Source organism: Photorhabdus asymbiotica (assembly GCF_003634575.1).
Classification (GTDB): Bacteria; Pseudomonadota; Gammaproteobacteria; order Enterobacterales; family Enterobacteriaceae; genus Photorhabdus; species Photorhabdus asymbiotica.
The window spans coordinates 780417-806446 of record NZ_RBLJ01000002.1 but is presented as its reverse complement, the minus strand read 5'-3'; the positions used below and the strand labels follow the sequence as shown (position 1 = coordinate 806446).

At 44.5% G+C, this 26030-nt stretch carries 21 protein-coding genes and 2 tRNA genes; 20 read left to right on the top strand and 3 right to left on the bottom strand.

Annotated features, from left to right (window positions below; translation table 11 throughout):
• The first annotated feature begins 127 nt into the window (after positions 1-127).
• The 17 genes from rlmE to BDD30_RS10375 all read left to right on the top strand — a co-directional run bounded on the left by rlmE (position 128) and on the right by BDD30_RS10375 (position 18043).
• Positions 128-757 carry a 23S rRNA (uridine(2552)-2'-O)-methyltransferase RlmE gene (gene rlmE / locus BDD30_RS10455; RefSeq protein WP_015836112.1) on the top strand — a complete coding sequence of 210 codons (630 nt, stop codon included), beginning with the start codon at positions 128-130 and terminating at the stop codon, positions 755-757.
• A gap of 48 nt (positions 758-805) precedes the next feature.
• Positions 806-2767 (top strand): ATP-dependent zinc metalloprotease FtsH, encoded by a 1962-nt coding sequence (gene ftsH, locus BDD30_RS10450; protein WP_015836111.1) that lies wholly within the window; start codon positions 806-808, stop codon positions 2765-2767.
• 77 nt (positions 2768-2844) lie between these two features.
• On the top strand, positions 2845-3693 hold the full coding sequence (gene folP, locus BDD30_RS10445; protein WP_015836110.1) for a dihydropteroate synthase: 849 nt from the start codon (positions 2845-2847) through the stop codon (positions 3691-3693).
• Complete coding sequence (glmM, locus tag BDD30_RS10440) at positions 3686-5023, top strand: phosphoglucosamine mutase (protein ID WP_015836109.1); 1338 nt, start codon at positions 3686-3688, stop codon at positions 5021-5023. The genes folP and glmM overlap by 8 nt, the downstream gene beginning before the upstream one ends.
• Positions 5024-5199: 176 nt before the next feature.
• Entirely contained in the window at positions 5200-5544 is a 345-nt protein-coding gene (gene secG, locus BDD30_RS10435; protein ID WP_015836108.1) for a preprotein translocase subunit SecG, read from the top strand.
• A gap of 56 nt (positions 5545-5600) precedes the next feature.
• A tRNA-Leu gene (locus BDD30_RS10430) sits at positions 5601-5689 on the top strand.
• Between the two features lie 58 nt (positions 5690-5747).
• A tRNA-Met gene (locus BDD30_RS10425) sits at positions 5748-5824 on the top strand.
• A 214-nt stretch (positions 5825-6038) separates the two neighbouring features.
• Positions 6039-6491: a ribosome maturation factor RimP gene (rimP, locus tag BDD30_RS10420; protein ID WP_041382516.1), complete on the top strand. Its 453-nt coding sequence runs from the start codon at positions 6039-6041 to the stop codon at positions 6489-6491.
• 21 nt (positions 6492-6512) lie between these two features.
• Positions 6513-8021, top strand: coding sequence for a transcription termination factor NusA (nusA, locus tag BDD30_RS10415; RefSeq protein ID WP_015836106.1), 1509 nt, complete (start codon positions 6513-6515; stop codon positions 8019-8021).
• 24 nt (positions 8022-8045) lie between these two features.
• Positions 8046-10778, top strand: coding sequence for a translation initiation factor IF-2 (infB, locus tag BDD30_RS10410; RefSeq protein WP_015836105.1), 2733 nt, complete (start codon positions 8046-8048; stop codon positions 10776-10778).
• 65 nt (positions 10779-10843) lie between these two features.
• Complete coding sequence (rbfA, locus tag BDD30_RS10405; RefSeq protein ID WP_015836104.1) at positions 10844-11254, top strand: 30S ribosome-binding factor RbfA; 411 nt, start codon at positions 10844-10846, stop codon at positions 11252-11254.
• Complete coding sequence (gene truB, locus BDD30_RS10400) at positions 11254-12201, top strand: tRNA pseudouridine(55) synthase TruB (RefSeq protein WP_015836103.1); 948 nt, start codon at positions 11254-11256, stop codon at positions 12199-12201. Before rbfA ends, truB begins: the two co-directional genes overlap by 1 nt.
• A 123-nt stretch (positions 12202-12324) precedes the next feature.
• Positions 12325-12594 (top strand): 30S ribosomal protein S15, encoded by a 270-nt coding sequence (gene rpsO, locus BDD30_RS10395; RefSeq protein WP_015836102.1) that lies wholly within the window; start codon positions 12325-12327, stop codon positions 12592-12594.
• Positions 12595-12840: 246 nt separating this feature from the next.
• Entirely contained in the window at positions 12841-14967 is a 2127-nt protein-coding gene (gene pnp, locus BDD30_RS10390; RefSeq protein WP_015836101.1) for a polyribonucleotide nucleotidyltransferase, read from the top strand.
• Between the two features lie 125 nt (positions 14968-15092).
• A complete protein-coding gene (gene nlpI, locus BDD30_RS10385; RefSeq protein ID WP_015836100.1) occupies positions 15093-15977 on the top strand; it encodes a lipoprotein NlpI in 885 nt (294 codons plus the stop codon).
• Between the two features lie 103 nt (positions 15978-16080).
• Positions 16081-16161 carry a protein YrbN gene (gene yrbN, locus BDD30_RS25030; protein WP_110882688.1) on the top strand — a complete coding sequence of 27 codons (81 nt, stop codon included), beginning with the start codon at positions 16081-16083 and terminating at the stop codon, positions 16159-16161.
• Positions 16151-18043 carry a DEAD/DEAH family ATP-dependent RNA helicase gene (locus BDD30_RS10375; RefSeq protein ID WP_041382513.1) on the top strand — a complete coding sequence of 631 codons (1893 nt, stop codon included), beginning with the start codon at positions 16151-16153 and terminating at the stop codon, positions 18041-18043. The genes yrbN and BDD30_RS10375 overlap by 11 nt, the downstream gene beginning before the upstream one ends.
• A 67-nt stretch (positions 18044-18110) precedes the next feature.
• Here the strand turns inward: BDD30_RS10375 and BDD30_RS10370 are convergent, their stop codons facing one another.
• The 3 genes from BDD30_RS10370 to BDD30_RS10360 form a co-directional block, all read right to left on the bottom strand.
• Positions 18111-19913: a carbon starvation CstA family protein gene (locus tag BDD30_RS10370; protein WP_015836098.1), complete on the bottom strand. Its 1803-nt coding sequence runs from the start codon at positions 19911-19913 to the stop codon at positions 18111-18113.
• Positions 19914-20083: 170 nt separating this feature from the next.
• A complete protein-coding gene (gene btsR, locus BDD30_RS10365; protein ID WP_041382510.1) occupies positions 20084-20800 on the bottom strand; it encodes a two-component system response regulator BtsR in 717 nt (238 codons plus the stop codon).
• 15 nt (positions 20801-20815) lie between these two features.
• Positions 20816-22501: a sensor histidine kinase gene (locus BDD30_RS10360; RefSeq protein ID WP_015836096.1), complete on the bottom strand. Its 1686-nt coding sequence runs from the start codon at positions 22499-22501 to the stop codon at positions 20816-20818.
• Between the two features lie 236 nt (positions 22502-22737).
• On the opposite strand from BDD30_RS10360, the gene BDD30_RS10355 reads away from it, so the two are divergent.
• The 3 genes from BDD30_RS10355 to BDD30_RS10345 are packed head-to-tail and all read left to right on the top strand — an operon-like array spanning position 22738 to position 26007.
• On the top strand, positions 22738-23709 hold the full coding sequence (locus BDD30_RS10355; protein WP_015836095.1) for an HlyD family secretion protein: 972 nt from the start codon (positions 22738-22740) through the stop codon (positions 23707-23709).
• A gap of 7 nt (positions 23710-23716) precedes the next feature.
• Positions 23717-24862 carry an ABC transporter permease gene (locus BDD30_RS10350; protein ID WP_015836094.1) on the top strand — a complete coding sequence of 382 codons (1146 nt, stop codon included), beginning with the start codon at positions 23717-23719 and terminating at the stop codon, positions 24860-24862.
• Complete coding sequence (locus BDD30_RS10345) at positions 24862-26007, top strand: ABC transporter permease (protein WP_015836093.1); 1146 nt, start codon at positions 24862-24864, stop codon at positions 26005-26007. Before BDD30_RS10350 ends, BDD30_RS10345 begins: the two co-directional genes overlap by 1 nt.
• The last annotated feature ends 23 nt before the right edge of the window (positions 26008-26030 follow it).

Below are 26030 nucleotides of genomic sequence, written 5' to 3'. Positions count from 1 at the left end.
TGCTTAGTTAGGATTGAAAACGGGACATTCTACCGCCATCTCATATCTATCACCATAAATAGTGTGTTGTGTTTGGTATGTCGAGCAATAGATGTCTGGCTCTTTATTAGTATAGTTGGAAAGGACAATGGCCAATAAAAAACGTTCGGCAAGTTCCAGTCGCTGGTTACAAGAACACTTTAGTGATAAATATGTTCTTCAGGCACAGAAAAAAGGGCTTCGTTCTCGTGCTTGGTTTAAACTTGATGAAATTCAACAAAGTGACAAAATTTTTAAGCCTGGCATGACCGTTGTCGATTTAGGTGCAGCCCCTGGTGGATGGTCTCAGTACGCAGTGAGTCAAATTAATGAAAATGGGCGGGTAATTGCCTGTGATCTTTTACCGATGGATCCCATTGTTGGAGTCGATTTCCTTCAGGGTGATTTTCGTGATGAACTTGTATTGAAAACATTGCTTGAGCGAGTAGGTGATAATAAAGTCCAGGTAGTCATGTCGGATATGGCACCCAATATGAGCGGAACACCTGCGGTCGATATTCCTCGATCCATGTATCTGGTTGAATTGGCGTTGGATATGTGTCGTGATGTGCTGGCCCCCGGGGGGAGTTTCATTGTCAAAGTATTTCAGGGAGAAGGCTTTGATGAATACCTGAGGGAAATTCGCTCCCTGTTTACGAATGTAAAAATTCGTAAGCCAGACGCTTCGCGGGCACGATCGCGTGAAGTATACATTGTAGCGACAGGGCGGAAACTGTAGTACCCTGAATGCTATTTGTTAACACAGTTGTAATATGAGGTTAATCCCTTGAGTGACATGGCGAAAAACCTGATTCTCTGGTTAGTTATCGCAGTTGTGCTGATGTCGTTATTCCAGAGTTTTGGCCCCAGCGATTCTAATAGTCGTAGGGTGGATTACTCTACCTTCATCAATGAGTTAGCCCAGGATCAGGTGCGCGAAGTTCGTATCTCAGGTCGTGAGATTAATGTTAGTAAGAAAGATAACAGCAGATATACCACTTACCTGCCAGTACAGGATGAAAAGTTGTTAGATACCTTACTAAATAAGAATGTGAAAGTAGTTGGTGAGCCGCCGGAAGAACCAAGCTTGCTTACTTCTATTTTTATTTCTTGGTTCCCGATGTTGCTGCTTATCGGGGTCTGGATTTTCTTTATGCGCCAGATGCAAGGTGGTGGTGGTAAAGGAGCAATGTCATTTGGTAAAAGCAAAGCTCGTATGCTGACAGAAGACCAGATTAAAACCACTTTTGCGGATGTTGCTGGTTGTGACGAAGCGAAAGAAGAGGTTGGTGAGTTGGTGGAATACCTACGTGAACCAGGCCGTTTCCAGAAATTGGGTGGGAAAATTCCAAAAGGTATTCTGATGGTCGGGCCACCAGGTACTGGTAAGACCTTGCTGGCAAAGGCAATTGCTGGTGAGGCGAAGGTTCCGTTCTTTACTATCTCTGGTTCTGACTTTGTTGAAATGTTTGTCGGTGTTGGTGCATCCCGTGTTCGTGATATGTTCGAACAAGCGAAGAAAGCCGCACCTTGTATCATCTTTATCGATGAGATTGATGCCGTAGGTCGTCAGCGTGGTGCTGGTTTGGGGGGAGGCCACGATGAGCGTGAGCAGACTTTAAACCAGATGCTGGTTGAGATGGATGGTTTTGAAGGTAACGAAGGTATTATTGTTATTGCTGCGACTAACCGTCCTGACGTACTTGATCCGGCGTTACTGCGTCCTGGCCGTTTTGACCGCCAGGTTGTTGTTGGTCTGCCAGATGTACGTGGTCGTGAGCAGATTTTAAAAGTTCATATGCGTCGTGTTCCTCTGGATACTGATGTTGATGCTTCGGTCATTGCTCGTGGTACTCCAGGATTTTCTGGTGCTGATTTGGCGAATTTGGTAAATGAAGCTGCTTTGTTTGCTGCTCGTGGCAACAGACGTGTGGTTTCTATGGTTGAATTCGAAAAAGCGAAAGACAAAATCATGATGGGTGCGGAACGTCGCTCCATGGTGATGACGGAAGAGCAAAAAGAATCAACTGCTTATCATGAGGCAGGCCATGCGATTATCGGTCGTCTGGTTCCTGAGCATGACCCAGTTCATAAAGTTACCATTATTCCGCGTGGCCGAGCTTTGGGTGTGACGTTCTTCTTGCCGGAAGGTGATCAGATTAGTGCCAGCCGTCAGAAACTGGAAAGTCAGATTTCAACCTTGTACGGTGGGCGTTTGGCAGAAGAGATTATTTACGGTCCGGACAATGTTTCTACTGGTGCATCTAACGATATCAAAGTCGCGACCTCAATTGCCCGAAACATGGTGACGCAGTGGGGATTCTCGGAAAGACTTGGTCCATTGCTTTATGCGGAGGAAGAAGGTGAAGTATTCCTCGGGCGTTCAGTTGCTAAAGCTAAACATATGTCTGATGAAACAGCTCGTTTGATTGATCAGGAAGTTAAGGCAATTGTTGATAATAATTATCAACGTGCCCGCCAGATTCTGATGGATAACCTTGATATCCTGCATTCAATGAAAGATGCATTGATGAAGTATGAAACCATTGATGCACCTCAGATTGACGATTTAATGAATCGCACAAATGTGCGCCCACCGGCAGGATGGGAAAATGGTAATGGTAGCAACAATAGCAGCCGTCCAGCAGATAATACATCTCCGTTACAGCCTGTAAAATCAACTGGTGATGTCGATACATCGGTACAAGGTGGAGAACAGTCAGGGAAACCAGGAAGCAATGATCGGTAATTGTTCCCTGAGTCTGGTAGATATACTCCTCAAACCCCAGGTAAACCCTGGGGTTTTGACATTAAAGGTGGACCAAAATGCAACTCATAGCCAGAAATAGTGTTCTCGATCTTTCTTGTCCACAAGTGATGGGCATTTTGAATGTTACTCCAGATTCATTCTCTGATGGTGGTGCTTACAATACTTTTGATATGGCCTTACGACATGTGGAAAAAATGATTACTGAAGGAGCTGCGATCATTGATATCGGCGGAGAATCTACTCGTCCTGGCGCTGATGAAATCAGTGAACAGGAAGAAGTAGATCGGGTTGTACCGATTGTTGAAGCTTTAGCTCAGCGCTTTGATATCTGGATTTCTGTTGATACATCAAAAGCATTGGTTATGAGTGAATCGGCAAAAGCCGGTGCTTGTTTGATTAATGATATTCGTTCATTGCGGGAGCCTGGTGCCTTAGAAAGTGCTGCTCAATCTGGCTTACCTATTTGTTTGATGCATATGAAGGGGCAGCCACGGACTATGCAGGATGCGCCACATTATGAAAACGTATTAAGTGAAGTGAAACAATTTTTTACTAAACAAATTGAACGTTGTGTTGCGGCAGGGATAGGAAAAAATAAGCTTATTATTGATCCGGGCTTCGGTTTTGGTAAGAGCTTGACACATAATTATCAATTATTAGCGCATTTAAATGAATTTCATCAATTTGGCTTGCCTGTGCTAGCAGGAATGTCTCGTAAGTCTATGATAGGTCAATTACTTAATGTACCGCCACAAGAAAGGGTTGCCGGTAGTGTGGCCTGTGCTGTTATTGCTGCTATGCAAGGAGCGCAGATTATCCGGGTACATGACGTTAGAGAAACCGTGCAGGCAATGCGAATTGTCGAAGCAACACTTTCAGCAAAGGAAGAGAAAAATTATGAGTAATCGTAAATATTTTGGCACTGATGGCATCCGTGGCAAAGTGGGTGACAGTCCGATTACACCGGATTTTGTGTTAAAGCTCGGTTGGGCGGCAGGTAAGGTATTGGCCCGTCATGGTTCTCGTAAGATCATTATCGGTAAGGATACCCGTATTTCTGGCTATATGTTGGAGTCTTCTTTAGAGGCGGGTTTGGCGGCGGCTGGTTTGTCTGCTTCATTCACTGGCCCTATGCCAACACCTGCTGTTGCTTACCTGACCCGTACTTTCCGTGCTGAAGCGGGAATTGTTATCTCTGCTTCTCATAACCCTTATTACGATAATGGTATTAAATTCTTCTCTATCGACGGCACAAAACTGCCAGATGATGTGGAAGAAGCTATCGAAGCGGAAATGGAAAAATCCCTGACTTGCGTAGAATCTGCTGAATTGGGGCGTGCAAACCGTATTGTCGATGCGGCAGGTCGCTATATTGAATTCTGTAAAGGCACATTTCCAAGTGAGCAAAGTCTCAATGGATTGAAAATTGTACTTGATTGCGCTAATGGTGCGACTTATCACATTGCTCCAAATGTACTTAGAGAATTGGGGGCTAACGTTGTGACGATTGGCTGCGAGCCAAACGGTATTAATATTAACGAAAAATGTGGTGCTACCGATGTCCGTTTGTTGCAGCAACGTGTTGTTGAGGAGAAAGCAGACGTTGGTTTGGCATTCGACGGTGATGGTGATCGCGTTATTATGGTTGACCATTTAGGGCAGAAAGTTGATGGCGACCAGATCCTTTATATTATTGCTCGTGAAGCGTTGAGACAGGGACAATTGCGTGGTGGTGTTGTTGGCACGTTGATGAGTAATATGGGATTAGAGTTGGCATTGAAACAGCTTGGTATCCCATTCTTGCGTGCTAAAGTGGGGGACCGATATGTACTGGAAAAACTACAGGAAGAAGGCTGGCGCTTAGGTGCAGAAAACTCTGGTCATATTATCCTACTTGATAAAACGACTACAGGTGATGGCATTGTTGCTGGCCTTCAGGTCCTGAGTGCAATGGTACGCAACCATATGAACTTGCATGATTTGTGTAGTGGTATGAAACTTTTACCACAGGTGTTGGTAAATGTTCGTTTCTCCGGCTCATATGATCCACTTCAATCAGAAAATGTAATTAATGTTACCAAGTCTGTTGAAGCTGAATTAAATGGTTGTGGACGGGTATTGTTACGTAAGTCTGGTACTGAGCCATTAATTCGTGTCATGGTAGAAGGTGAAGATAATGAGCAGGTAACTGCGTTGGCGCATCGTATTGCTGATGCAGTGAAACACGCAGGTTAATTTGTTGTTTTTTTCTTCAAGTGATTCTGATTATTGAAATTAACCTTGCGTATCAGATGTGGTTTGGTTAGTATTCAGACCCACTCAGTCAGGTGATTAATCTGTTTGAGTGGGTGATCAGTATTAAGGTAACCACGTAGATTGTGGTAAACCCCACGAGGACACAGGTACAACATATGTATGAAGCTCTTTTAATTGTTTTCTTGCTAGTAGCTATCGGGCTGATTGCCTTAGTCATGCTACAGCAGGGTAAAGGTGCTGATATGGGTGCTTCCTTTGGTGCGGGTGCGTCTGCAACACTGTTTGGTTCGTCGGGTTCGGGTAACTTTATGACCCGCATGACGGCGATTTTTGCCGCTCTGTTTTTCATTATTAGTCTAGTGCTCGGTAATATGACTAGTAACCAAACTGGTACGAGTAGTAAGTGGGAAAATATTGGTGAGCCTGCTAAAGTCGAGAAATCAACAGAAGTTCCGACAGCGCCAGCAGCACCAACACCAAATAGTGACATTCCTCAGTAATCGTCACGAAGAATTAAGGTGGGGTTGTCAGTTTAGGTAGATGGCCTCATATCAGTGCCGAGGTGGTGAAATTGGTAGACACGCTACCTTGAGGTGGTAGTGCCCACACTAGGGCTTACGGGTTCAAGTCCCGTCCTCGGTACCATTATTCAGATAACTTGCGTTTTTGCGGTTATCGGCGTAATATTTGCCACGTTTTCGAACGCGGGATGGAGCAGCATGGTAGCTCGTCGGGCTCATAACCCGAAGGTCGTCGGTTCAAATCCGGCTCCCGCAACCACTTCTTAACGAATAAGATGCACCTTTTTGAATGAAATAATTCAGCAATATTTAAGATATTGATCCTGATTTGAAAGGTGCATGAAGTGAGTGGTTGAAGCCACTGGCAGCAAACAGGGTCCAGTTGCATAAAGCCCCGAATTTCGGGGTTTTTTGTTATTTGACAACAGAACTACTGGGCTAATAAGCCCTTTTTTTATGTCTTGGGGGTGGGCTTGTCCACATTAGAACAAAAATTAACAGCGATGATTTCAGCACCAGTTGAAGCTTTAGGCTTTGAATTAGTCGGCTTAGAGTTTATTCGTGCGCGTGTTTCTACACTGCGGATCTATATTGATAGTGAGAATGGTATCACTGTTGATGATTGTGCTGATGTTAGCCACCAGGTCAGTGCGGTATTGGATGTCGAAGATCCTATCTCAGTGCTTTATAACCTGGAAATTTCTTCACCTGGCTTGGAGCGTCCGTTGTTCACTGCTGAACATTACCAGCGTTTTATTGGTGAGGAAGTCAGTCTGGTTTTACGTCTAGCAATGCAAAACCGTCGGAAATGGCTGGGTGTTATCAAAACTGTCGACGGCGAAATGATCACGGTTACGGTGGATGGAAAAGATGAAGTGTTCGCACTGAGCAACATCCAGAAAGCGAACCTGGTACCCCACTTTTAAAGTTCGGATGAGGCAACTAGGATGAATAAAGAAATTCTGGCTGTTGTGGAAGCGGTTTCCAACGAAAAATCCCTTCCACGCGAAAAAATCTTCGAGGCGCTGGAAACAGCACTGGCCACAGCCACCAAGAAAAAATATGAACAAGATATTGATGTTCGTGTCAGTATTGATCGTAAATCTGGCGATTTTGATACCTTCCGCCGTTGGCTAGTTGTTGAAGAAGTGACTCAGCCGACGCGTGAAATTACACTGGAAGCGGCTAGATTTGAAGAACCTGAAATCACTTTGGGTAGTTATACCGAAGATCAAATTGAATCAGTAACGTTTGATCGTATTACAACACAGACAGCTAAACAAGTTATCGTACAGAAAGTACGTGAAGCTGAACGCGCTATGGTTGTTGACCAGTTTCGTGAACAGCAAGGTGAGATCATCACCAGTGTGGTTAAGAAAGTAAATCGTGAGAATATCACTCTTGATTTGGGCAATAATGCTGAAGCAGTTATCCTTCGTGAGGATATGTTACCAAGGGAAAATTTCCGTCCAGGTGACCGCGTGCGTGGTGTACTGTATGATGTTCGCCCTGAAGCACGAGGTGCGCAATTGTTTGTCAGCCGTTCCCGCCCGGAAATGTTGGTTGAACTGTTCCGTATCGAGGTTCCGGAAATTGGCGAGGAGCTTATCGAAATTAAAGCTGCCGCCCGTGATCCAGGCTCTCGCGCTAAAATCGCAGTAAAAACTAACGACAAACGTATCGATCCAGTTGGTGCTTGTGTTGGTATGCGTGGGGCGCGAGTACAAGCTGTTTCCAGCGAGCTGGGCGGCGAACGAATTGATATCGTACTGTGGGATGATAATCCTGCTCAATTCGTAATTAATGCTATGGCTCCGGCTGATGTTGCATCTATTGTTGTTGATGAAGATAAATGTACGATGGATGTTGCCGTTGAAAGCAACAACTTAGCTCAGGCTATTGGCCGTAATGGCCAAAATGTACGCCTGGCTGCTCAGTTGTTGAAAAAACACCGCGGTGATGACAAATGGGAATTGAATGTCATGACTGCTGATGAGTTGCAAGCAAAACATCAGGCAGAAGCTCATGCTTCTATTGATATATTCACTAAGCATCTCGATATTGATGAAGAGTTCGCTACCGTTCTGGTCGAGGAAGGTTTCTCAACTTTGGAAGAATTGGCTTATGTACCAATTAATGAGCTTCTGGAAATTGAGGGTCTTGATGAGGAAACTATCGAAGTCCTGCGTGAACGTGCGAAAGCTGCTTTAACTACTCTGGAACTGGCTCAGAAAGAAAGCCTCAGTGATAAACAACCAACTGAAGAGTTGTTAAATCTGACTGGCATGAACCGCACTTTGGCATTTGACCTGGCTGCCTGTGGCATCTGTACGCTGGAAGATCTTGCCGAGCAGGGTATCGACGACCTATCTGATATTGAAGGTTTGAATGATGAGAAAGCAGGCGAGCTTATCATGGCTGCCCGCAATATCTGTTGGTTTGGCGATGATGCGTAATAAACTGTAGCAGGAAGGAACAGTATGACAGATGTAACTGTAAAATCACTGGCAGAAGAGATCCAGACATCGGTTGATCGCCTGGTACAGCAATTTGCTGATGCAGGGATTAAAAAAACCGAAGCTGATTTTGTTTCCCAGAAAGAAAAAGAAGCTTTACTGGCACATTTGAACCGCGAACAAGGTGGTTTAGCTGGTAAACCTGATAAATTAACATTACAGCGTAAAACACGTAGTACACTGAATGTTTCAGGCACCGATGGTAAAAGTAAACCGGTAGCCGTTGAGGTCCGCAAAAAGCGCACATATGTGAACCGCGATGCAATTGAACAGGCTAAAGCGGAAGAACAGGCGAAGCGTGAAGCGGAAGAGCAAGCACGGCGTGAAGCAGAAGAAAAAGCGCAACGCGAAGCCGAAGAAGCTGCAGTGAAGAAACTCGCTGAAGATCAGGCTAAACGTGAGGCAGAGGAAAAAGCCAAACGTGAAGCGGCTGAAAAAGCTAAGCGCCAGGCAGCGGAAAATGAAAAAGTGACCAATCAACATACCGAACATAGACAAAAACCAGCTCAGACTGATAAAACAGTCCAAAATGAAAAAGCGCGTCGTGAAGCAGAAGCTGCTGACCTGAAGCGTAAAGCAGAAGAAGAGATGCGCCGTAAGGTAGAAGAGGAAGCTAGGCGCGTTGCTGAGGAAGCTCGTCGTATGGCTGAGGAGAATCAGGATAAATGGTTAAATGATTCAGATTCCAGCGATAACGATGATTATCATATGACTACCTCTCGCCACGCCCGTGCTGCAGAAGATGAAAACGATGCCAAAGTTGAAGGTGATCGTCGTACTCGCAGTCGTAGTGGTAAAACTACTCGCCAGAAGAAAAATAATAAACATTCAGAATCTAAAGCCGATCGTGAGGAAGCCCGTGCAGTTGGCCGTACAAAAGGCAAACAGCGTAAAACCAGTACATTACAACAGAGCTTCAATAAGCCGGTAGCAGCGGTTAACCGTGATGTTGTGATTGGTGAAACTATTACTGTTGCTGAGCTGGCTAACAAAATGGCGGTTAAAGGTTCTCAGGTCATCAAAGTCATGATGAAAATGGGGGCAATGGCAACTATCAACCAGGTGATTGATCAGGAAACAGCTCAACTGGTTGCTGAAGAAATGGGCCATAAGGTTATCCTTCGTCGTGAGAATGAGTTAGAAGAGGCGCTGATGAGCGACCGTGATACAGGTGAAGCTGTAGCAGAACCTCGAGCACCGGTTGTTACCATCATGGGCCATGTTGACCACGGTAAAACTTCTCTTCTGGATTATATTCGTTCTACGAAAGTTGCTTCTGGTGAGGCTGGTGGGATTACCCAGCATATCGGTGCTTACCATGTTGAGACTGAAAGTGGCATGATTACTTTCCTGGATACCCCGGGACATGCTGCGTTTACTTCAATGCGTGCACGTGGTGCGAAAGCTACTGATATTGTAGTTCTGGTTGTTGCTGCTGATGATGGTGTGATGCCTCAGACGATTGAAGCTATCCAACATGCAAAAGCAGCGAATGTTCCTGTGGTTGTTGCAGTTAATAAAATTGATAAACCAGAAGCCGATCCAGATCGTGTTAAAAACGAACTTTCTCAGCACGGTGTTCAGCCTGAAGAGTGGGGCGGTGAAACTCAGTTTATCAATGTATCTGCTAAAGCAGGTATCGGTATTGATGAGCTGTTAGACGCAATCTTATTACAGGCTGAAGTTCTTGAACTGAACGCTGTTCGTTCTGGTATGGCCAGCGGTGTTGTTATCGAGTCATTCTTGGACAAAGGTCGTGGCCCAGTCGCGACAGTACTGGTTCAAGAAGGTACTTTGAACAAAGGTGATATTGTACTTTGTGGTTTTGAGTATGGGCGAGTTCGCGCAATGCGTGATGAGTTGGGTCGTGAAATATTCTCCGCAGGTCCATCTATTCCTGTGGAAATCCTTGGTTTGTCCAACGTACCTGCGGCTGGTGATGAAGCAACCGTTGTACGTGACGAGAAAAAAGCCCGCGAGGTGGCTTTGTATCGTCAGGGTAAATTCCGTGAAGTGAAACTGGCTCGTCAACAGAAATCTAAACTGGAAAACATGTTTGCTAACATGGAAGAAGGGGAAGTTTCTGAATTGAATATCGTTCTGAAATCTGACGTTCAGGGGTCATGTGAAGCGATTCGCGAAGCATTGGAACAACTGTCTACCAATGAAGTGAAAGTGAAAATTATCGGTTCTGGCGTAGGTGGTATTACTGAAACTGACGCTACACTGGCTGCTGCTTCTAATGCAATTATTCTAGGTTTCAACGTTCGAGCTGATGCTTCTGCGCGCCGTGTCGTTGAAAATGAAAACCTGGATCTTCGTTATTACTCTGTCATCTATAGCTTGATTGATGAAGTTAAACAGGCAATGAGTGGTATGCTGGCACCTGAATATAAACAACAGATCATGGGCCTTGCAGAAGTTCGTGATGTGTTTAAGTCACCGAAATTCGGTGCAATTGCAGGTTGTATGGTGACTGAAGGTACCATTAAGCGTAATAACCCGATCCGCGTATTGCGTGATAACGTGGTAATTTATGAAGGTGAATTGGAATCCCTGCGCCGCTTTAAAGATGATGTTAACGAAGTCCGTAACGGTATGGAATGTGGTATCGGTGTCAAGAACTACAATGATGTTCGTGTTGGTGACATGATAGAAGTATTTGAAATAATTGAAGTTAAACGTTCTATCGCTTAATTCCTACCGCTGGTTAATTTCATTGTTGGGGGGCTTAGGCCCCCCAAATGTCAGGAGATACAACAATGGCAAGAGAATTCAGTCGTACTCAGCGTGTTGCGCAGGAAATGCAAAAAGAAATTGCTATCATTTTGCAGCGAGAAGTAAAAGATCCACGGATCGGTATGGCAACTGTTTCTGGTGTTGAAGTTTCACGTGATTTGGCTTACGCCAAAGTTTTCGTCACTTTTCTAAATGTGCTGACTGAAGAGCATGATTCTGATGTGGTGAAAAACGGTATTAAGGCGTTGGGTGAAGCTTCTGGTTTTATTCGCTCTCTGCTAGGTAAAGCAATGCGTTTACGTGTTGTACCAGAATTGACATTCTCCTATGACAATTCCTTGGTAGAGGGGATGAGAATGTCGAATCTGGTCACGAATGTCGTTAAGGATGATGAACAACGTCGGGCTTCTGCGGATCACAAAGAGGAGAACTAATGGGGCGTCGTCGTCGCGGTCGCGATATACATGGTGTGCTGTTACTGGATAAGCCGCAAGACATTTCTTCTAATGATGCACTGCAAAAAGTAAAACGTATTTTCAATGCCAGCAAGGCTGGTCACACTGGTGCGTTGGACCCATTGGCAACGGGTATGCTGCCGGTTTGCCTCGGTGAAGCGACTAAATTTTCCCAGTTCTTACTTGATTCCGACAAGCGTTACCGGGTGGTAGCCCGCCTTGGTCAGCGAACTGACACATCTGATTCACATGGGCAAATCATCAGTGAAAGAGCAATCCTGTTAAATCAGGCACAACTTGATACAGCTTTGAATAAATTTCGTGGTAATACCATGCAAATTCCCTCTATGTATTCTGCACTGAAACATCAGGGGAAACCACTGTATGAATATGCCCGTCAGGGTATTGAAGTAGAACGAGAAGCTCGGCCAATTACGGTTTATGAATTACAGTTTATCCGTTGGGTAGAGGATGAGCTGGAATTGGAGATACATTGTTCGAAAGGAACTTATATTCGTACTATTATTGATGACTTAGGCGAGTTATTAGGTTGTGGTGCTCACGTTATTTATTTACGCCGTTTACAGGTAGCAAATTACCCAAATGATCGAATGGTGACACTTGAGCAATTATATGAATTGCAAAATCAGGCTGAAGATCGGGAAATACCTGTGGGAGAATTAATTGATCCATTGTTATTGCCAATGGATAGTGCAGTTGCTCATTTTCCTGAAGTTAATTTACTTCCTGTCGTTGCGTCTTATTTCAAACAAGGTCAAGCTGTGCGAAGTGCAAAATCTTCGGCTCTGGTTGAAAGTATGGTGCGTGTAACTGAAGGTGATGAAAGGAAATTCATCGGCATTGCTGCTATTAATGATGATGGTCTTGTCGCTCCCCGTCGTTTGGTTGTTGAAAGCAGGGACTAGGGTATTTGGGGGTTATCTTGCGCTTAACTTATTTGCGGCGTAGAATGGCGCAGCTATATGTTGGGCGGCTGAATTAGAGATCGGCACCTGTGATTTTAATTTATATATTTTTGGAGTTGTAATATGTCTCTAAGTACTGAAGCAAAAGCGCAAATTATTGCTGAATTTGGTCGTGATGCGAATGACAGCGGTTCTAGTGAAGTACAGATTGCTCTGCTGACTGCGCAGATTAATCACTTGCAAGGTCATTTTTCAGAGCATAAAAAAGATCACCACAGCCGTCGTGGTCTGCTGCGTATGGTTTCTCAGCGCCGTAAATTGCTGGACTATCTGAAGCGTAAAAATGTAACAAGTTACACTGCGCTGATTGGGCGTCTCGGCCTGCGTCGCTAATCAAGCAAGTTTCAGTGGAAAGGGGCCATATATGGCCCCTTTTCTTCTGAAAAGCCATCATTATGTAACAGCATAAGAATGCTGATGGTGGTTTTTGGTAAGGCTCTTCGGTTACAGAGGTTCGCGCGGCTAATGAGAGTACTTAAGGGGGTAAGTTCTGTCATTAGTCGCGAGGATGTGGCATGAAGAGATCATTCATTGTTGTCTGCTAAATATCAAAGGCAACGTTAACGAAAGGATATTATTTTGCTGAGTCCGATTGTTCGTAAATTTCAATATGGCCAACATACCATCGCTATCGAAACGGGTATGATGGCTCGCCAGGCCACAGCTGCTGTTATGGTAAATATGGATGACACGGCTGTATTCGTCACTGTTGTTGGTCAGAAAAAAGTAAAAGCTGGTCAGGATTTTTTCCCACTGACTGTTAATTATCAGGAGCGTACTTACGCTGCTGGCCGTGTTCCAGGTAGTTTTTTCCGCCGTGAGGGCCGTCCCGGCGAAGGTGAAACGCTGGTAGCTCGTTTGATTGATCGTCCTTTGCGACCTTTATTCCCAGAAGGCTTCCTGAACGAGGTTCAGATCGTAGCAACTGTTGTTTCTGTTAATCCACAAGTTAACCCTGATATTGTTGCAATGATTGGTGCTTCTGCCGCATTGGCACTTTCTGGCATTCCATTCAATGGCCCAATTGGTGCTGCTCGTGTTGGTTATATTAATGATCAATATGTACTGAACCCAACCAGTGATGAGCTGAAAAATAGCCGTTTAGATCTAGTGGTTTCAGGTACTGCTGGCGCTGTACTGATGGTTGAATCTGAAGCAGATCTGTTAACTGAAGAGCAAATGCTTGGCGCAGTGGTGTTTGGTCATGATCAACAACAGGTGGTTATTGATAACATTAATGCGTTGGTTGCGGAAGCGGGCAAGGAAAAATGGGATTGGGCGCCAGAGCCTATTAACCAAGAATTACATGATCGTGTCGCTGCATTGGCCGAAAGCCGTCTGGGTGATGCTTATCGTATCACTGAGAAGCAAGAGCGTTATGCTCAAGTTGATGTTATCAAAGATGAAGTTATAGCAGCATTGCTGGAACAGGATGAAGCGCTGGATGAAGCCGAAATCCATGAGATTTTGGGTAACTTAGAGAAAAATGTTGTTCGCAGTCGTGTCTTGCGTGGTGAACCACGTATTGATGGTCGTGAAAAGGATATGGTTCGTGCGTTGGATGTACGTACTGGTGTTCTGCCTCGTACCCACGGTTCTGCGCTGTTTACTCGTGGTGAAACTCAGGCTTTGGTTACTGCGACTTTGGGTACAGAGCGTGATGCACAAATCATTGATGAGCTGATGGGTGAACGTACAGATCGCTTCCTGTTGCATTACAATTTCCCTCCATACTCTGTTGGTGAAACAGGTATGATTGGTTCTCCAAAACGTCGTGAAATTGGTCATGGCCGTCTGGCCAAACGCGGTGTATTGGCAGTCATGCCAAAAGCTAATGAATTCCCATATACTGTTCGTGTAGTTTCTGAAATTACTGAATCAAACGGCTCATCTTCAATGGCATCTGTTTGTGGTGCATCTCTTGCATTGATGGACGCAGGTGTGCCGATTAAAGCTGCTGTTGCTGGTATTGCAATGGGGCTGGTGAAAGAAGGGGACAATTTTGTTGTTCTGTCTGACATTCTGGGTGATGAAGATCATTTGGGAGATATGGACTTTAAAGTAGCGGGTAGCCGTGAAGGTGTTAGCGCGCTGCAAATGGATATCAAAATTGAAGGTATCACTCGTGAAATTATGCAAGTTGCTCTAAATCAGGCAAAAGGTGCACGTTTGCATATTCTGAGTGTAATGGAGCAAGCGATTAATTGCCCACGTAATGATATTTCTGAATTTGCACCACGCATTCACACTATTAAAATTAATCCTGACAAAATCAAAGATGTTATCGGTAAAGGTGGCTCAGTTATCCGTGCATTGACTGAAGAAACCGGTACTACTATTGAAATTGAAGATGATGGTACAGTGAAGATTGCTGCAACTGATGGCGAAAAAGCGAAACATGCAATCAGTCGTATTGAAGAAATTACTGCGGAGATCGAAGTTGGTCGTGTTTACACTGGTAAAGTAACCCGTATTGTTGATTTCGGTGCGTTTGTTGCTATCGGTGGTGGTAAAGAAGGTTTAGTACATATTTCTCAGATTGCTGATAAACGTGTTGAGAAAGTGGCTGATTATTTGCAGGTTGGTCAGGAAGTATCAGTTAAAGTACTAGAAGTTGATCGCCAAGGCCGTGTTCGTTTGAGCATTAAAGAAGCAATAGTGGGTACAACTGTTGAGGAAGTACAGGCACCACAATCAGCAGAATAAATTTGATGCTATAAACGGTGTCTTGTAAAAGAGCGCCGTTTAATAGACTCAAGGGCAGGAGGCCCAATAAATGCAATATGGGTGATAGGGCATTCTTATCAATGTCTGACTTTCGGGAGTAGGAAATGAATTTTTTTCTGCGCTGGTGTTATGCTGTGGCAATACTTATTTTAACAGGATGCAGCAGCAAGGATTGGCGTAAAAACGAAGTTTTTGCTATTCCGTTACAACCTTCATTGCAGCAGGAAGTCATTCTGGCTCGTATGGAACAGATTCTTGCGAGTCGGTCATTGACAGAAGATGAGTACGCACAGCTTTTATATGAGAGAGGTGTGCTGTATGATAGTCTCGGGCTGAGAGCTTTGGCACGGAATGATTTTTCTACTGCCTTATCTATTCGCCCGAATATTCCCGAGATTTTTAATTATCTCGGGATTTACTTTACGCAGGCTGGCAATTTTGATGCCGCCTATGAAGCGTTTGATTCTGTATTAGAGCTTGATCCAACTTACAATTACGCGCGTCTGAACCGTGGCATCGCGTTGTATTACGGTGGCCGGTATAAGTTAGCGCAGGATGATCTGCAGGCGTTTTATCAAGACGATCCAAATGATCCTTTTCGTTCGTTGTGGTTGTACCTAGTGGAAAAAGAATTTTATCCTAAAGGAGCGATGGTAAATTTGTCGCAACACTACGAAAAAGCGAACCGGGGGCAATGGGGCTGGAATATAGTTGAATTCTACTTAGGTAAAATCAGTGAATATACATTGATGGATCGCTTAAAAGAGAATGCAACGGATAACACTTCGCTCGCTGAGCATCTCAGTGAAACTGACTTCTATTTAGGTAAGCATTACCTAAGTCTGGGGGACAAGGATAGCGCATCTGCGTTATTCAAACTGACGGTAGCTAATAATGCACATAACTTTGTTGAGCACCGCTATGCATTGTTGGAGTTGGCGCTGTTAGGCCAGGAACAAGACGACCTATCAGAATCGGACCAGCAATAGCTGACGAACATTTTTCGAGATCGATTAACAAAGTCCATCATCTTGACCGATGAGGGCTTATTTGTTCGTTTAATTAAATACTTTGAGCCAGTTCACATTTTAAATGAAAATGACCGAAATTCTTTTCGATGCGTTATGTAGACTGGCCGCCATAACTAATGAGGCACCATTACATGACCACTGAGACTGAAATCTCTTTTGCTGATCTGGGTTTATCAGCACCTATTCTTTCTGCACTGGAAGATCTTGGCTATGAAAAGCCATCTCCAATTCAGCAACAATGTATTCCTCACTTATTAAACGGCCGTGATGTGCTGGGTATGGCACAGACTGGCAGTGGTAAAACTGCGGCGTTTAGCTTGCCCTTATTGCATAATATTAATGCTGAGCTGAAAGCTCCGCAGATCCTTGTGCTGGCACCGACCCGTGAACTGGCGGTACAGGTAGCTGAAGCATGCGCAGATTTTTCTAAGCATATGCGTAACGTAAATGTTGTTGCACTGTATGGTGGACAACGTTATGACGTTCAATTACGTGCTTTGCGTCAGGGGCCACAAATTGTTGTGGGTACACCAGGCCGTCTCCTGGACCATCTGAAGCGTGGTACTTTGGATCTGTCTAATCTGAGCGGTTTGGTTTTGGATGAAGCTGACGAAATGCTGCGTATGGGCTTTATCGAAGATGTTGAAAACATCATGAGTCAAATCCCTGCGGAGCACCAAACTGCGTTGTTCTCTGCAACTATGCCGGAAGCTATCCGCCGTATTACTCGCCGTTTTATGAACGACCCACAGGAAGTACGTATTCAAGCGAGCGTAACTACTCGTCCTGATATTAGCCAGAGTTACTGGTCTGTTTACGGTATGCGTAAAAATGAAGCACTAGTGCGTTTCCTTGAAGCTGAAGATTTTGATGCTGCGATTATTTTTGTGCGTACTAAAAACGCAACCCTGGAAGTGGCTGAAGCACTGGAGCGTAATGGTTACAACAGCGCCGCTTTGAATGGCGACATGAACCAGGCACTGCGTGAACAGACTCTGGAACGCTTGAAAGATGGTCGTTTGGATATTTTGATTGCAACTGATGTTGCTGCGCGTGGCTTGGATGTAGAGCGTATCAGCTTGGTTGTTAACTATGATATTCCAATGGATGCAGAATCTTATGTTCACCGTATTGGTCGTACTGGTCGTGCGGGACGTGCTGGTCGTGCGTTATTGTTTGTAGAAAACCGTGAGCGCCGCTTGTTACGTAATGTTGAACGTACAATGAAGCTGACTATCCCGGAAGTTGAACTGCCAAATGCTGAGTTGTTGAGTCAGCGTCGCCTGGAAAAATTTGCAGCTAATGTACAACAGCAATTGGAAAGTAGCGATCTGGATCAGTACCGTGCTCTGTTGTCCAAATTGCAACCTGCGGAAGATCTGGATATAGAAACTCTGGCTGCAGCATTATTGAAAATGGCGCAGGGTGAACGTCCGTTGATTCTACCACCAGATCCGGTTCGTCGCCCTCGCCGTGAGTTCAACGAACGTGATGATCGTCGTCGTAATGGCTTTGATGATCGCGGCGAACGAGGTGATCGTCCTCGCCGTGAACGTCGTGATGTTGGGGAAATGGAACTGTACCGTATTGAAGTGGGCCGCGATGATGGTGTTGAAGTTCGTCATATCGTTGGTGCAATTGCTAATGAAGGTGATATCAGCAGCCGTTATATTGGTAATATTAAACTGTTTGCAACACATTCTACGATTGAATTGCCAAAAGGTATGCCAGGTGATTTGTTATCCCACTTTACCCGTACCCGTATTCTGAATAAGCCAATGAATATGCAGTTAATGGGTGATGCACAGCCATTTGAACGTCGCGAACGTCGTGGTGGAGGACGTAACGGTAATGGCAATGCTCCTCGTCGTGATCGTGAAAGCTTCAATGGTGGTGGTCGTCGCTTCAGTGGTGAACGTCGTGGTGGTGAAGGCCAAAGCCGTAGCAATTTCCGTGGTCGTAGTGATGACCATGGCCCATCTGCTGCCCCACGCCGCCGTTATAGCAATAGTAACGCGCAGTAATTGACTGATATTTAAATGATAAAACGGCTCCTTTTTACAGGAGCCGTTTTTGATCTATAGAAATAGATCAATTATTTAGAGCGTTAATTGGATTGCTGGCACTACGCGCGTGCCATAGTTTCAGCCATTGCATAATAGAAGCAGCCAGAATTACGGCACCAAGGATAACCATCGCAATTGAGATAGTGCCATTAAAAATGTTGAAACCTTTTGCTGTGGAGTTGAAATAAACGTGCTTCACCATCCAGTAAGCAGCATAGTTCACAGTAACATACAGATAAGCTAATGGGATCAGACAGGTCAACATATACCAGCGTTTTTCAGACAGGCGTAGGATAACTGTTGCACCAATCATCAGGCCGATAGATGCCATCAGTTGATTGGATACCCCGAATAGTGCCCAGACTGAGTTGATGTCGCCGGAATTCAGTAGGTAGCCCCATAGTAAACAAGCAATGATGCTGCAACCAATGGAACCCGGTAACCAGTCGATGCGTTTTAGCGGTGCCCAGATATCGCCCAGGAAATCTTGCAGTAGGTAACGGGCAACACGCGTACCGGAATCAACGGCTGTCAGGATGAATACTGCTTCGAACATGACAACGAACTGGAAGAAATAGGACGTTAACTGGTTAAACCAAGGGATACGAGTGAATATATCTGCCATACCTACTGCTAGTGTTACTGCGCCACCAGTACGGCCATTCAGATCGAGGCCGATTTCTTGACTTAGCGTTGGTAGGTGAACAACGTCCATACCCAATGTGGCAAAGACTTCTGGAGAGGCATTAATCGCGAAGTAGTCAGCAGGATACAGGGAAGTGGCAGCGATCAGGGCCATTACACCAACGACACATTCTGCTAGCATTGCACCGAAGCCAACTGGCAAGATATCACTCCATTTATCGATCTGTTTAGGAGTTGTACCAGAGCCGATAAATGCGTGGAAACCAGAGATTGCGCCACAAGCAATAGTGATAGAGATAAATGGCCATACCGGACCTGCCAGCACAGGGCCATTGCCATGAATAAATTCAGTGACTGCCGGGAATTGTATCTCTGGGTTAATAAAGATCACGCCCACAACCAGCGCACCGAATACCCCGATTTTCATAAAGCTGGAAAGATAGCCACGTGGAGTTAGTAGCATCCATACAGGCAGAGCAGTTGCGAAGAATGCGTAGATTGGCAGTGCCATGCTGACGGTTGATGTACGCAAACTCAACCATTCACCGAAAGAGGATGTCTGAATGTAAGGGCCGGCGATCACGCATACCATAATGGTGATAATACCTACCCAGGTTGCACCGCGCATATTACCGGTAAAGCGTTCCCACAGACCGACACCAATCGCTACCGGAATGGTCATAAATACTGCAAATGTACCCCAGGGGTTACGTTCCAAAGCGTGAACTACCACCATGCAGAGACCTGACATGGTGATAGTGATGATGAATAGCATTGCAAGACCTGTACACCATCCAGCAATCGGACCAAGCTCTGCTTTGGTAACTTCTGACAGGGATTTACCGCTATGTTTCATTGAAGCGAACAGAATAACGGTATCGTGTACTGCACCACCAATGACACAGCCGATTAATAGCCATAACATGCTGGGCAGATAACCGTATTGAGCTGCTAATACGGGGCCAACCAACGGGCCGGCCGCAGCAATTGCAGCGAAGTGACTGCCGAAATTGACCCATTTCTTTGTAGGTACATAATTTTTGCCATCTTCCAGTAAATGCGAAGGTGTAACCTCATTGTCATCGGCTTTCAGTACCTTCTTAACGAAAAATACACCATACAAGCGGTAGCAGATGACCAGGATACACAACGTCGCAATAACAAATGTAAGAGCGTGTTGCATTTCTCTTCTCCTGAGATCGGTAAGTTTTTACTCAATCTTGTCACAGGTAAAGGAAGTAATAGGGGAGTGTCTGAGTGAGTGGTTGTATGGTGGGTTGAGTGGTTAGATTCAGCAGGTAAGTGGTTAGCAAAAATTGACTAACCTGCTGAAAATGTGATGGATATCACTTATTATTTTAATCCTAACGCCTCTTTCAATGGCTTTAGGTAGCGACGGCTAATAGGAATAGTTTTACCATTACGTAAAATCAGTTCAGCCTGTCCGTGATCACCAAATAGGATTTCGCGCAGATGGGTCATATTAACCAGATATTGACGATGATTTCTCATCAGTGATGTACGAGTTTCCAGTGTACGAAGTGTCAGTTCAGTAAATCCTTCTTGGCCATTGGTACACATAACGTAAACTCCACTAGGACGGGAGGTAACATAAAGTATTTCATCCAGTTGAACAAGCCATATGCGACTATAGCCAGTGCATGGTATATATTTTAGTGGTTCTTCTGCTTTCAGGATGGAAATATTTTGTTTCTGATGCCCTTGACGTAATCGTTGTAAGGTTTTGGTTAGGCGGTTTTTTTCCGGTGGTTTTAATAAATAGTCGAATGCGTGTTCTTCAAACGCTTGTATTGCGTATTCATCAAATGCCGTCAGGAAAACAATATCGGGGCGATGCTCTGGATCGAGCATCCCGACCATTTCTAATCCGGTAATACGTGGCATCTGGATATCTAGAAACACAACATCTGGCTTCAGGCGATGGATCGCACCAATAGCTTCAATGGCGTTGGCGCATTCGCCAATGATTTGGATATCTTGTTCTTCTTCTAGTAAACAGCGCAGGTTCTCTCGCGCTAGTGGTTCGTCATCAACAATTAATATATTCATATTCACACAGTTTTATCAGCCTCTGTATTCTAGTGGTAAACATAAAGTTACGCGGGTGAATTGTTCTGGCTGGCAATCTATTTGCACACCATAATTTTCACCATAGCGAAGTCGCAGTCGTTTATCCACCAGACTCATTCCTAATCCATCTCCCATGGAAACTGGTTTATAAAGACCGGCATTATCTTCTACTTCCATTATCAGCAATTGATCTTGCTGGTGGGCTCGGATAGTAATTTTGCCGGTTTCCAGTAATTGTGATGTGCCGTGTTTGATGGCATTTTCTACTATCGGCTGGAGAGAAAAAGCAGGGAGTCTGGCATCAAGTAGAGAATCAGGTAGTTCAATACGCATTTGCAGATGATCACGGAATCGGGCTTTCTCAATTTGTAGGTAAGCATTCACATGTTCGATTTCATCAGTCAGGCTGACAATTTCTTCTGATCGTTTCAGGTTCTTACGGAAGAAAGTTGAGAGATATTGTACTAACTGACAAGCTTGATTACTGTCCCGGCGGATTACGGCTTGCAGGGTATTTAGGGCATTGAATAAAAAGTGAGGGTTCACTTGCGCGTGAAGCAACTTAATTTCTGATTGGAGCAGTGATTGTTTATTACGTTCATATTGTCCGGCGAGGATTTGGGCAGATAACAGGCTGGCAATACCTTCCCCAAGAGTCCGGTTGATCGAGCTGAACAAACGATTTTTAGCCTCGTAAAGTTTAATCGTTCCGATCACTTGTTGATTTTCTCCCCGTAGTGGAATAACCAAGGTGGAACCCAGTTTGCAGGTTGGGTTGATTGAGCAGCGGTAAGGTATTTCATTGCCGTCGGCATAAACGACCTCGTTATTTTCAATTGCCCGACGGGATAGAGCTGAGGCGATAGGTGTTCCGGGAAGATGATGATCTGAACCGATACCAATAAACGCCAGTAGTTTTTCCCTATCTGTAATGGCAACTGCGCCGATTTCCAATTGCTGATAAATAACTTTTGCTACTCGCATGCTGTTATTTTCATTAAATCCTTTCCGCAGAATACCTTCAGTATAGACGGCGATCTTGAGTGCCTGAGCAGAAAATGCACTGGTGTATTTTTCAAATATAGCGCGCCGGTCGAGCAGAATACGTATGAACATTGCTGAGCCGATACTATTGGTGACAATCATTGGAGAGGCGATATTTTTTACCAACGCTAATGCTTCACTATATGGGCGAGCAAGTAGTAGTAAAATTCCCATTTGCATTATTTCAGCACAGAACGTTACGATAGCAGCTGTCCAGGGATTAATTAGTCGGTTTATTTGACCGCGTTTTATTAGGTAGCTGTGAATAATTCCACCGATCAAACCTTCGACAATAGTCGATATCATGCAGCTAAAAGCGGTCATCCCACCAAGAGAATAACGGTGTAGTCCACCTGTTAATCCAACCAGCATGCCAACGCTAGGCCCACCCAACAACCCGCCAAGGATGGCACCAATAGCACGAGTATTGGCAATGGAATCACCTACATGTAGACCAAAGTAAGTCCCCATAATGCAGAAAATAGAGAAAATGACGTAGCATAGTAACTTGTGAGGTAAGCGCACTGTGACCTGTAAGAGTGGAATAAATAGCGGCGTTTTACTGAGTAGCCAGGCGATGACTAGATAGACACACATCTGCTGTAGTAATAACAACACGAGGTTAAATTCGTACATAGGCTTTCTGGGAAGATTATTAATGTTACCAGTGTATAGAAATTGTTAATAATATTATTAACAATTTGGTTTAAGTAGAGCAATATTTGACAAGAGCTATAAACCATTCCACTATGGTAAAAATTTTTCCTTTCTGTCAGTGATTATACGCACAAACATATAAGAAATTTTCCGTAAAACAATGCGAGACTATGCTATTAGTTTCAGGCCGGGCGATTTTGGGTGTGTAAGGCATAATGAAAAAAAGAACACTTTTTACGATCTTATTGGTTATTTTGCTCACAGCAATGGCTGTGTTATTCCGTTCTCATAACCAATACTTATTGTTGCAAGGTGAAGTTGATGCGCCGGAAGTGATTGTGGCATCTAAAGCCAAAGGTCGGGTGATCGCGCGCCATGTAGAACGAGGGGATGATGTTAAGGCGGGTCAGTTGTTGATTACGCTTGAAAATCCTGAATTACTGGCTCAGGTGGCCTCACTGGAAGCTGCCCGTGATCAGGCTAAAGCCCAGTTAGAGCAGTCTCTCCATGGTACTCGTGAAGAAAGTATCCGGAATTTGGAAGCCGGTCTGGCGCAAGCTCAGGCCGAATATGATAATGCGATGCGCGAGTACAACCGTATCCAGAACATAGCATCTAAAGGCTATGTTTCACCAAATGAACTGGATAATGCCCGTAGAAGCAGGGATGTTGCCTATCAGAAAATGCAAGGAGCAAAAGCTGCATTGGATGAGGGTATGCATGGTGACAGGATTGAAATACGTCAGAAATATGAAGCCGCTCTACGTCAGGCTGAACAACAACTGATTGAATTACAGACCCAAAGTGATGATTTGCTGGTTAAAGCGCCTGTAGCGGGTGAAGTTGGGCCGATTCCGGCAGAAGTCGGGGAATTATTTAATGCCAATAGCCCGCTGGTGACGTTAGTCCGTGTACCAGAAGCTTATTTTGTTTATAACCTGAGGGAAGATATTCTGGCCAAAGTGCGCAAAGGGGATAAAGTCAAACTCTGTGTTCCGGCATTAGGTGATAAAGAAATTGAAGCAGAAGTTCGTTATATCTCCTCGATGGGAGATTATGCGACTAAACGCGCAACTCGTGCGACTGGTGATTTCGACTTAAGAACTTTTGAAGTTCGTTTGTATCCTGTACAGCCTATTGAAGGTTTACGTCCTGGTATGAGTGCTTTATGGCATTGGGATGAGTAGGTAACGGATGCGGAGCAAGGTTGCATGGCGTAGTTTCGAACGCGCTTTTAGTCAAGAAATTCGGGCTACGATTCGTAGTCCGGTTTTTCACTGGCTAAGCTGGCTATTCCCTTTGATGCTATTTGTGCTGATCAGCGCTAATTTCTCAGAAGGGACGTTGCTCAATCTGCCAGTATCGGTGGTAGATAATGATCATAGTTCATTGTCACGTACTCTGATCCGTAACTTGGATGCAGCTTCTCATGCGCAAATTAAATCCTACGATGGTGGATTGCAGGAATCTCTTGAGCGGCTTGGTAATGCTAAGGATTACTCTCTGCTTTATATCCCGAATGATTTTGAGGCTGATGCTCTCCGGGGGTACCAGCCAACAGTGCGTATGTATTACAACGCGTTGTTTTATGGCGCGGGAAGTTATTCTATTCAGGATTTCAGTGGAGTAATGGCGGAGATTAATACGAAGTATCGTTCCATATTGGCGACAGAAATGGGTCATCAGTTACCTCCGTTAGCTAATGTTACGCTCGTTTATGACAGTCTTTTTAACGCCAGCGGTAGTTACATCTATTATCAGCAGTTTGCGGCCACAATCCATTTGTTACAGCTTTTTGTCGTAACCTGCACGATTTATAGCATGGCACGTGGCAATATGCTGATGACAATGAAGCCGTTTACCTGTGCTCTACTGGGAAAACTGGCACCTTATACCTTGTTTTTTACTCTTTTGTTGATTGTAGAACTGGCGGCGCTGATCGGCGTATTTGATGCAAAAGTGAATGGTAATCCAATATATATGGTGATAGTGGGTTTCTTCTATGTCATTGCTGCTCAAAGTATTGGCCTGCTACTGTTTACTTTCACCAATAGCACACTGACTGCTTATAGCCTTATTGGGGTACTAGTGAGTATCGCGATGACCTTTTCAGGTATGTCAGTACCAGAATTATCAATGATATTACCGGCGAGGATAATTGCTAATATCGAGCCTTTGACGCATGCTTTGAATGCGATGTTTGATATTTTTCTGCGTGAAGTTTCTTTACTGGGTATCTTATCTGTTTGTGCCTTGTTACTGATCTACCCGCTCATTTGCTCCCTGCTTGTGCGCAATCGGTTATTGAAACGACTTAGCCTGCTACAAGGCGGTGAATAATGCGAATGTATTGGCAAACTTTCCGTCGGGTGCTAATGGGGATGCTGGAAAAACCCATGTGGATGTTAATGTTGGCTTCCCTGTGTCTAATGAGTCTGGTGTATGTCCGGCCAACAGTATGGGATCTGCCCGTTGCCGTGATCGATCAGGATCACAGCTTTGCCAGTCGTGCTCTAATACGTCAGCTTAATTCCACGGCTAAAATTGCTGTCCACAGCTATGACAATTTGGCTGATGCTCGTCACGATCTACTATTACGTGAAATTTTCGCGATCATTATCATACCGGCGGATCTGGAGAAAAATATCCTTAATGGAAAAAATATTACTTTCCCGATTTATGGAGATGCAACGAGTCGTCTTGCCAATGGGCAAATTCAGCAAGAGTTGACCTTTGCTCACCGGCAACTGTTGAATGAATATAACAACAAATTATTACTGAAATATGGTTTCAGTCCAGAGCAGACAAAATTATTACTGATGCCAATTCGTAGTGAAACGGTTGGGTTATTTAACCCAGGTGTTAGTTTTGCTGCAATTGTTTTTCCCGGTTTGTTGGTGATGTTATTACAACATTCATTGTTGATATCTTGTGTGCGGGTCAGTATTACGATGCGAGGAACGCCGAAAGGTAAACCTCCATTACCTGTCTACTTGGGAGCATTGTCGGCGTTATTACCAATTTGGATTTTTCTCTCCATCATATTTTTCGTGCTTTGGCCGTGGGTGTTGGGATATCGACAGGAAGCGTCAATTCCGCTGTTATTAATGCTGACTTTCCTGTTTATGTTGGCAGTACTCGGATTGGGGAAATTGGTGACAGAATGTATGCGCAGTGTAGAAATGATCTATTTGACGATCGCTCTTCTGACAACGCCTGTGTTCTATATTTCCGGCACAATTTGGCCTGTACAAGCGATGCCTGATTGGGTAAGAGCCATCTCTTTTGCTTTACCCTCTACTTGGGCGACAAAAGCGATTGCCGGTATTAACCAGATGGGGCTGTCATTACAGAATATTTTGGGAGATATTGCTATGATGCTGATCCTTGGTGTGGTTTATATGCTACTAGGAATTATGATCGGGATGGTTCGAAATGGTGAATTCAGGAAAATAACTTATTATTTGCGTAAAATATTTAGGTAATAATTCTATATACCCAATAGATT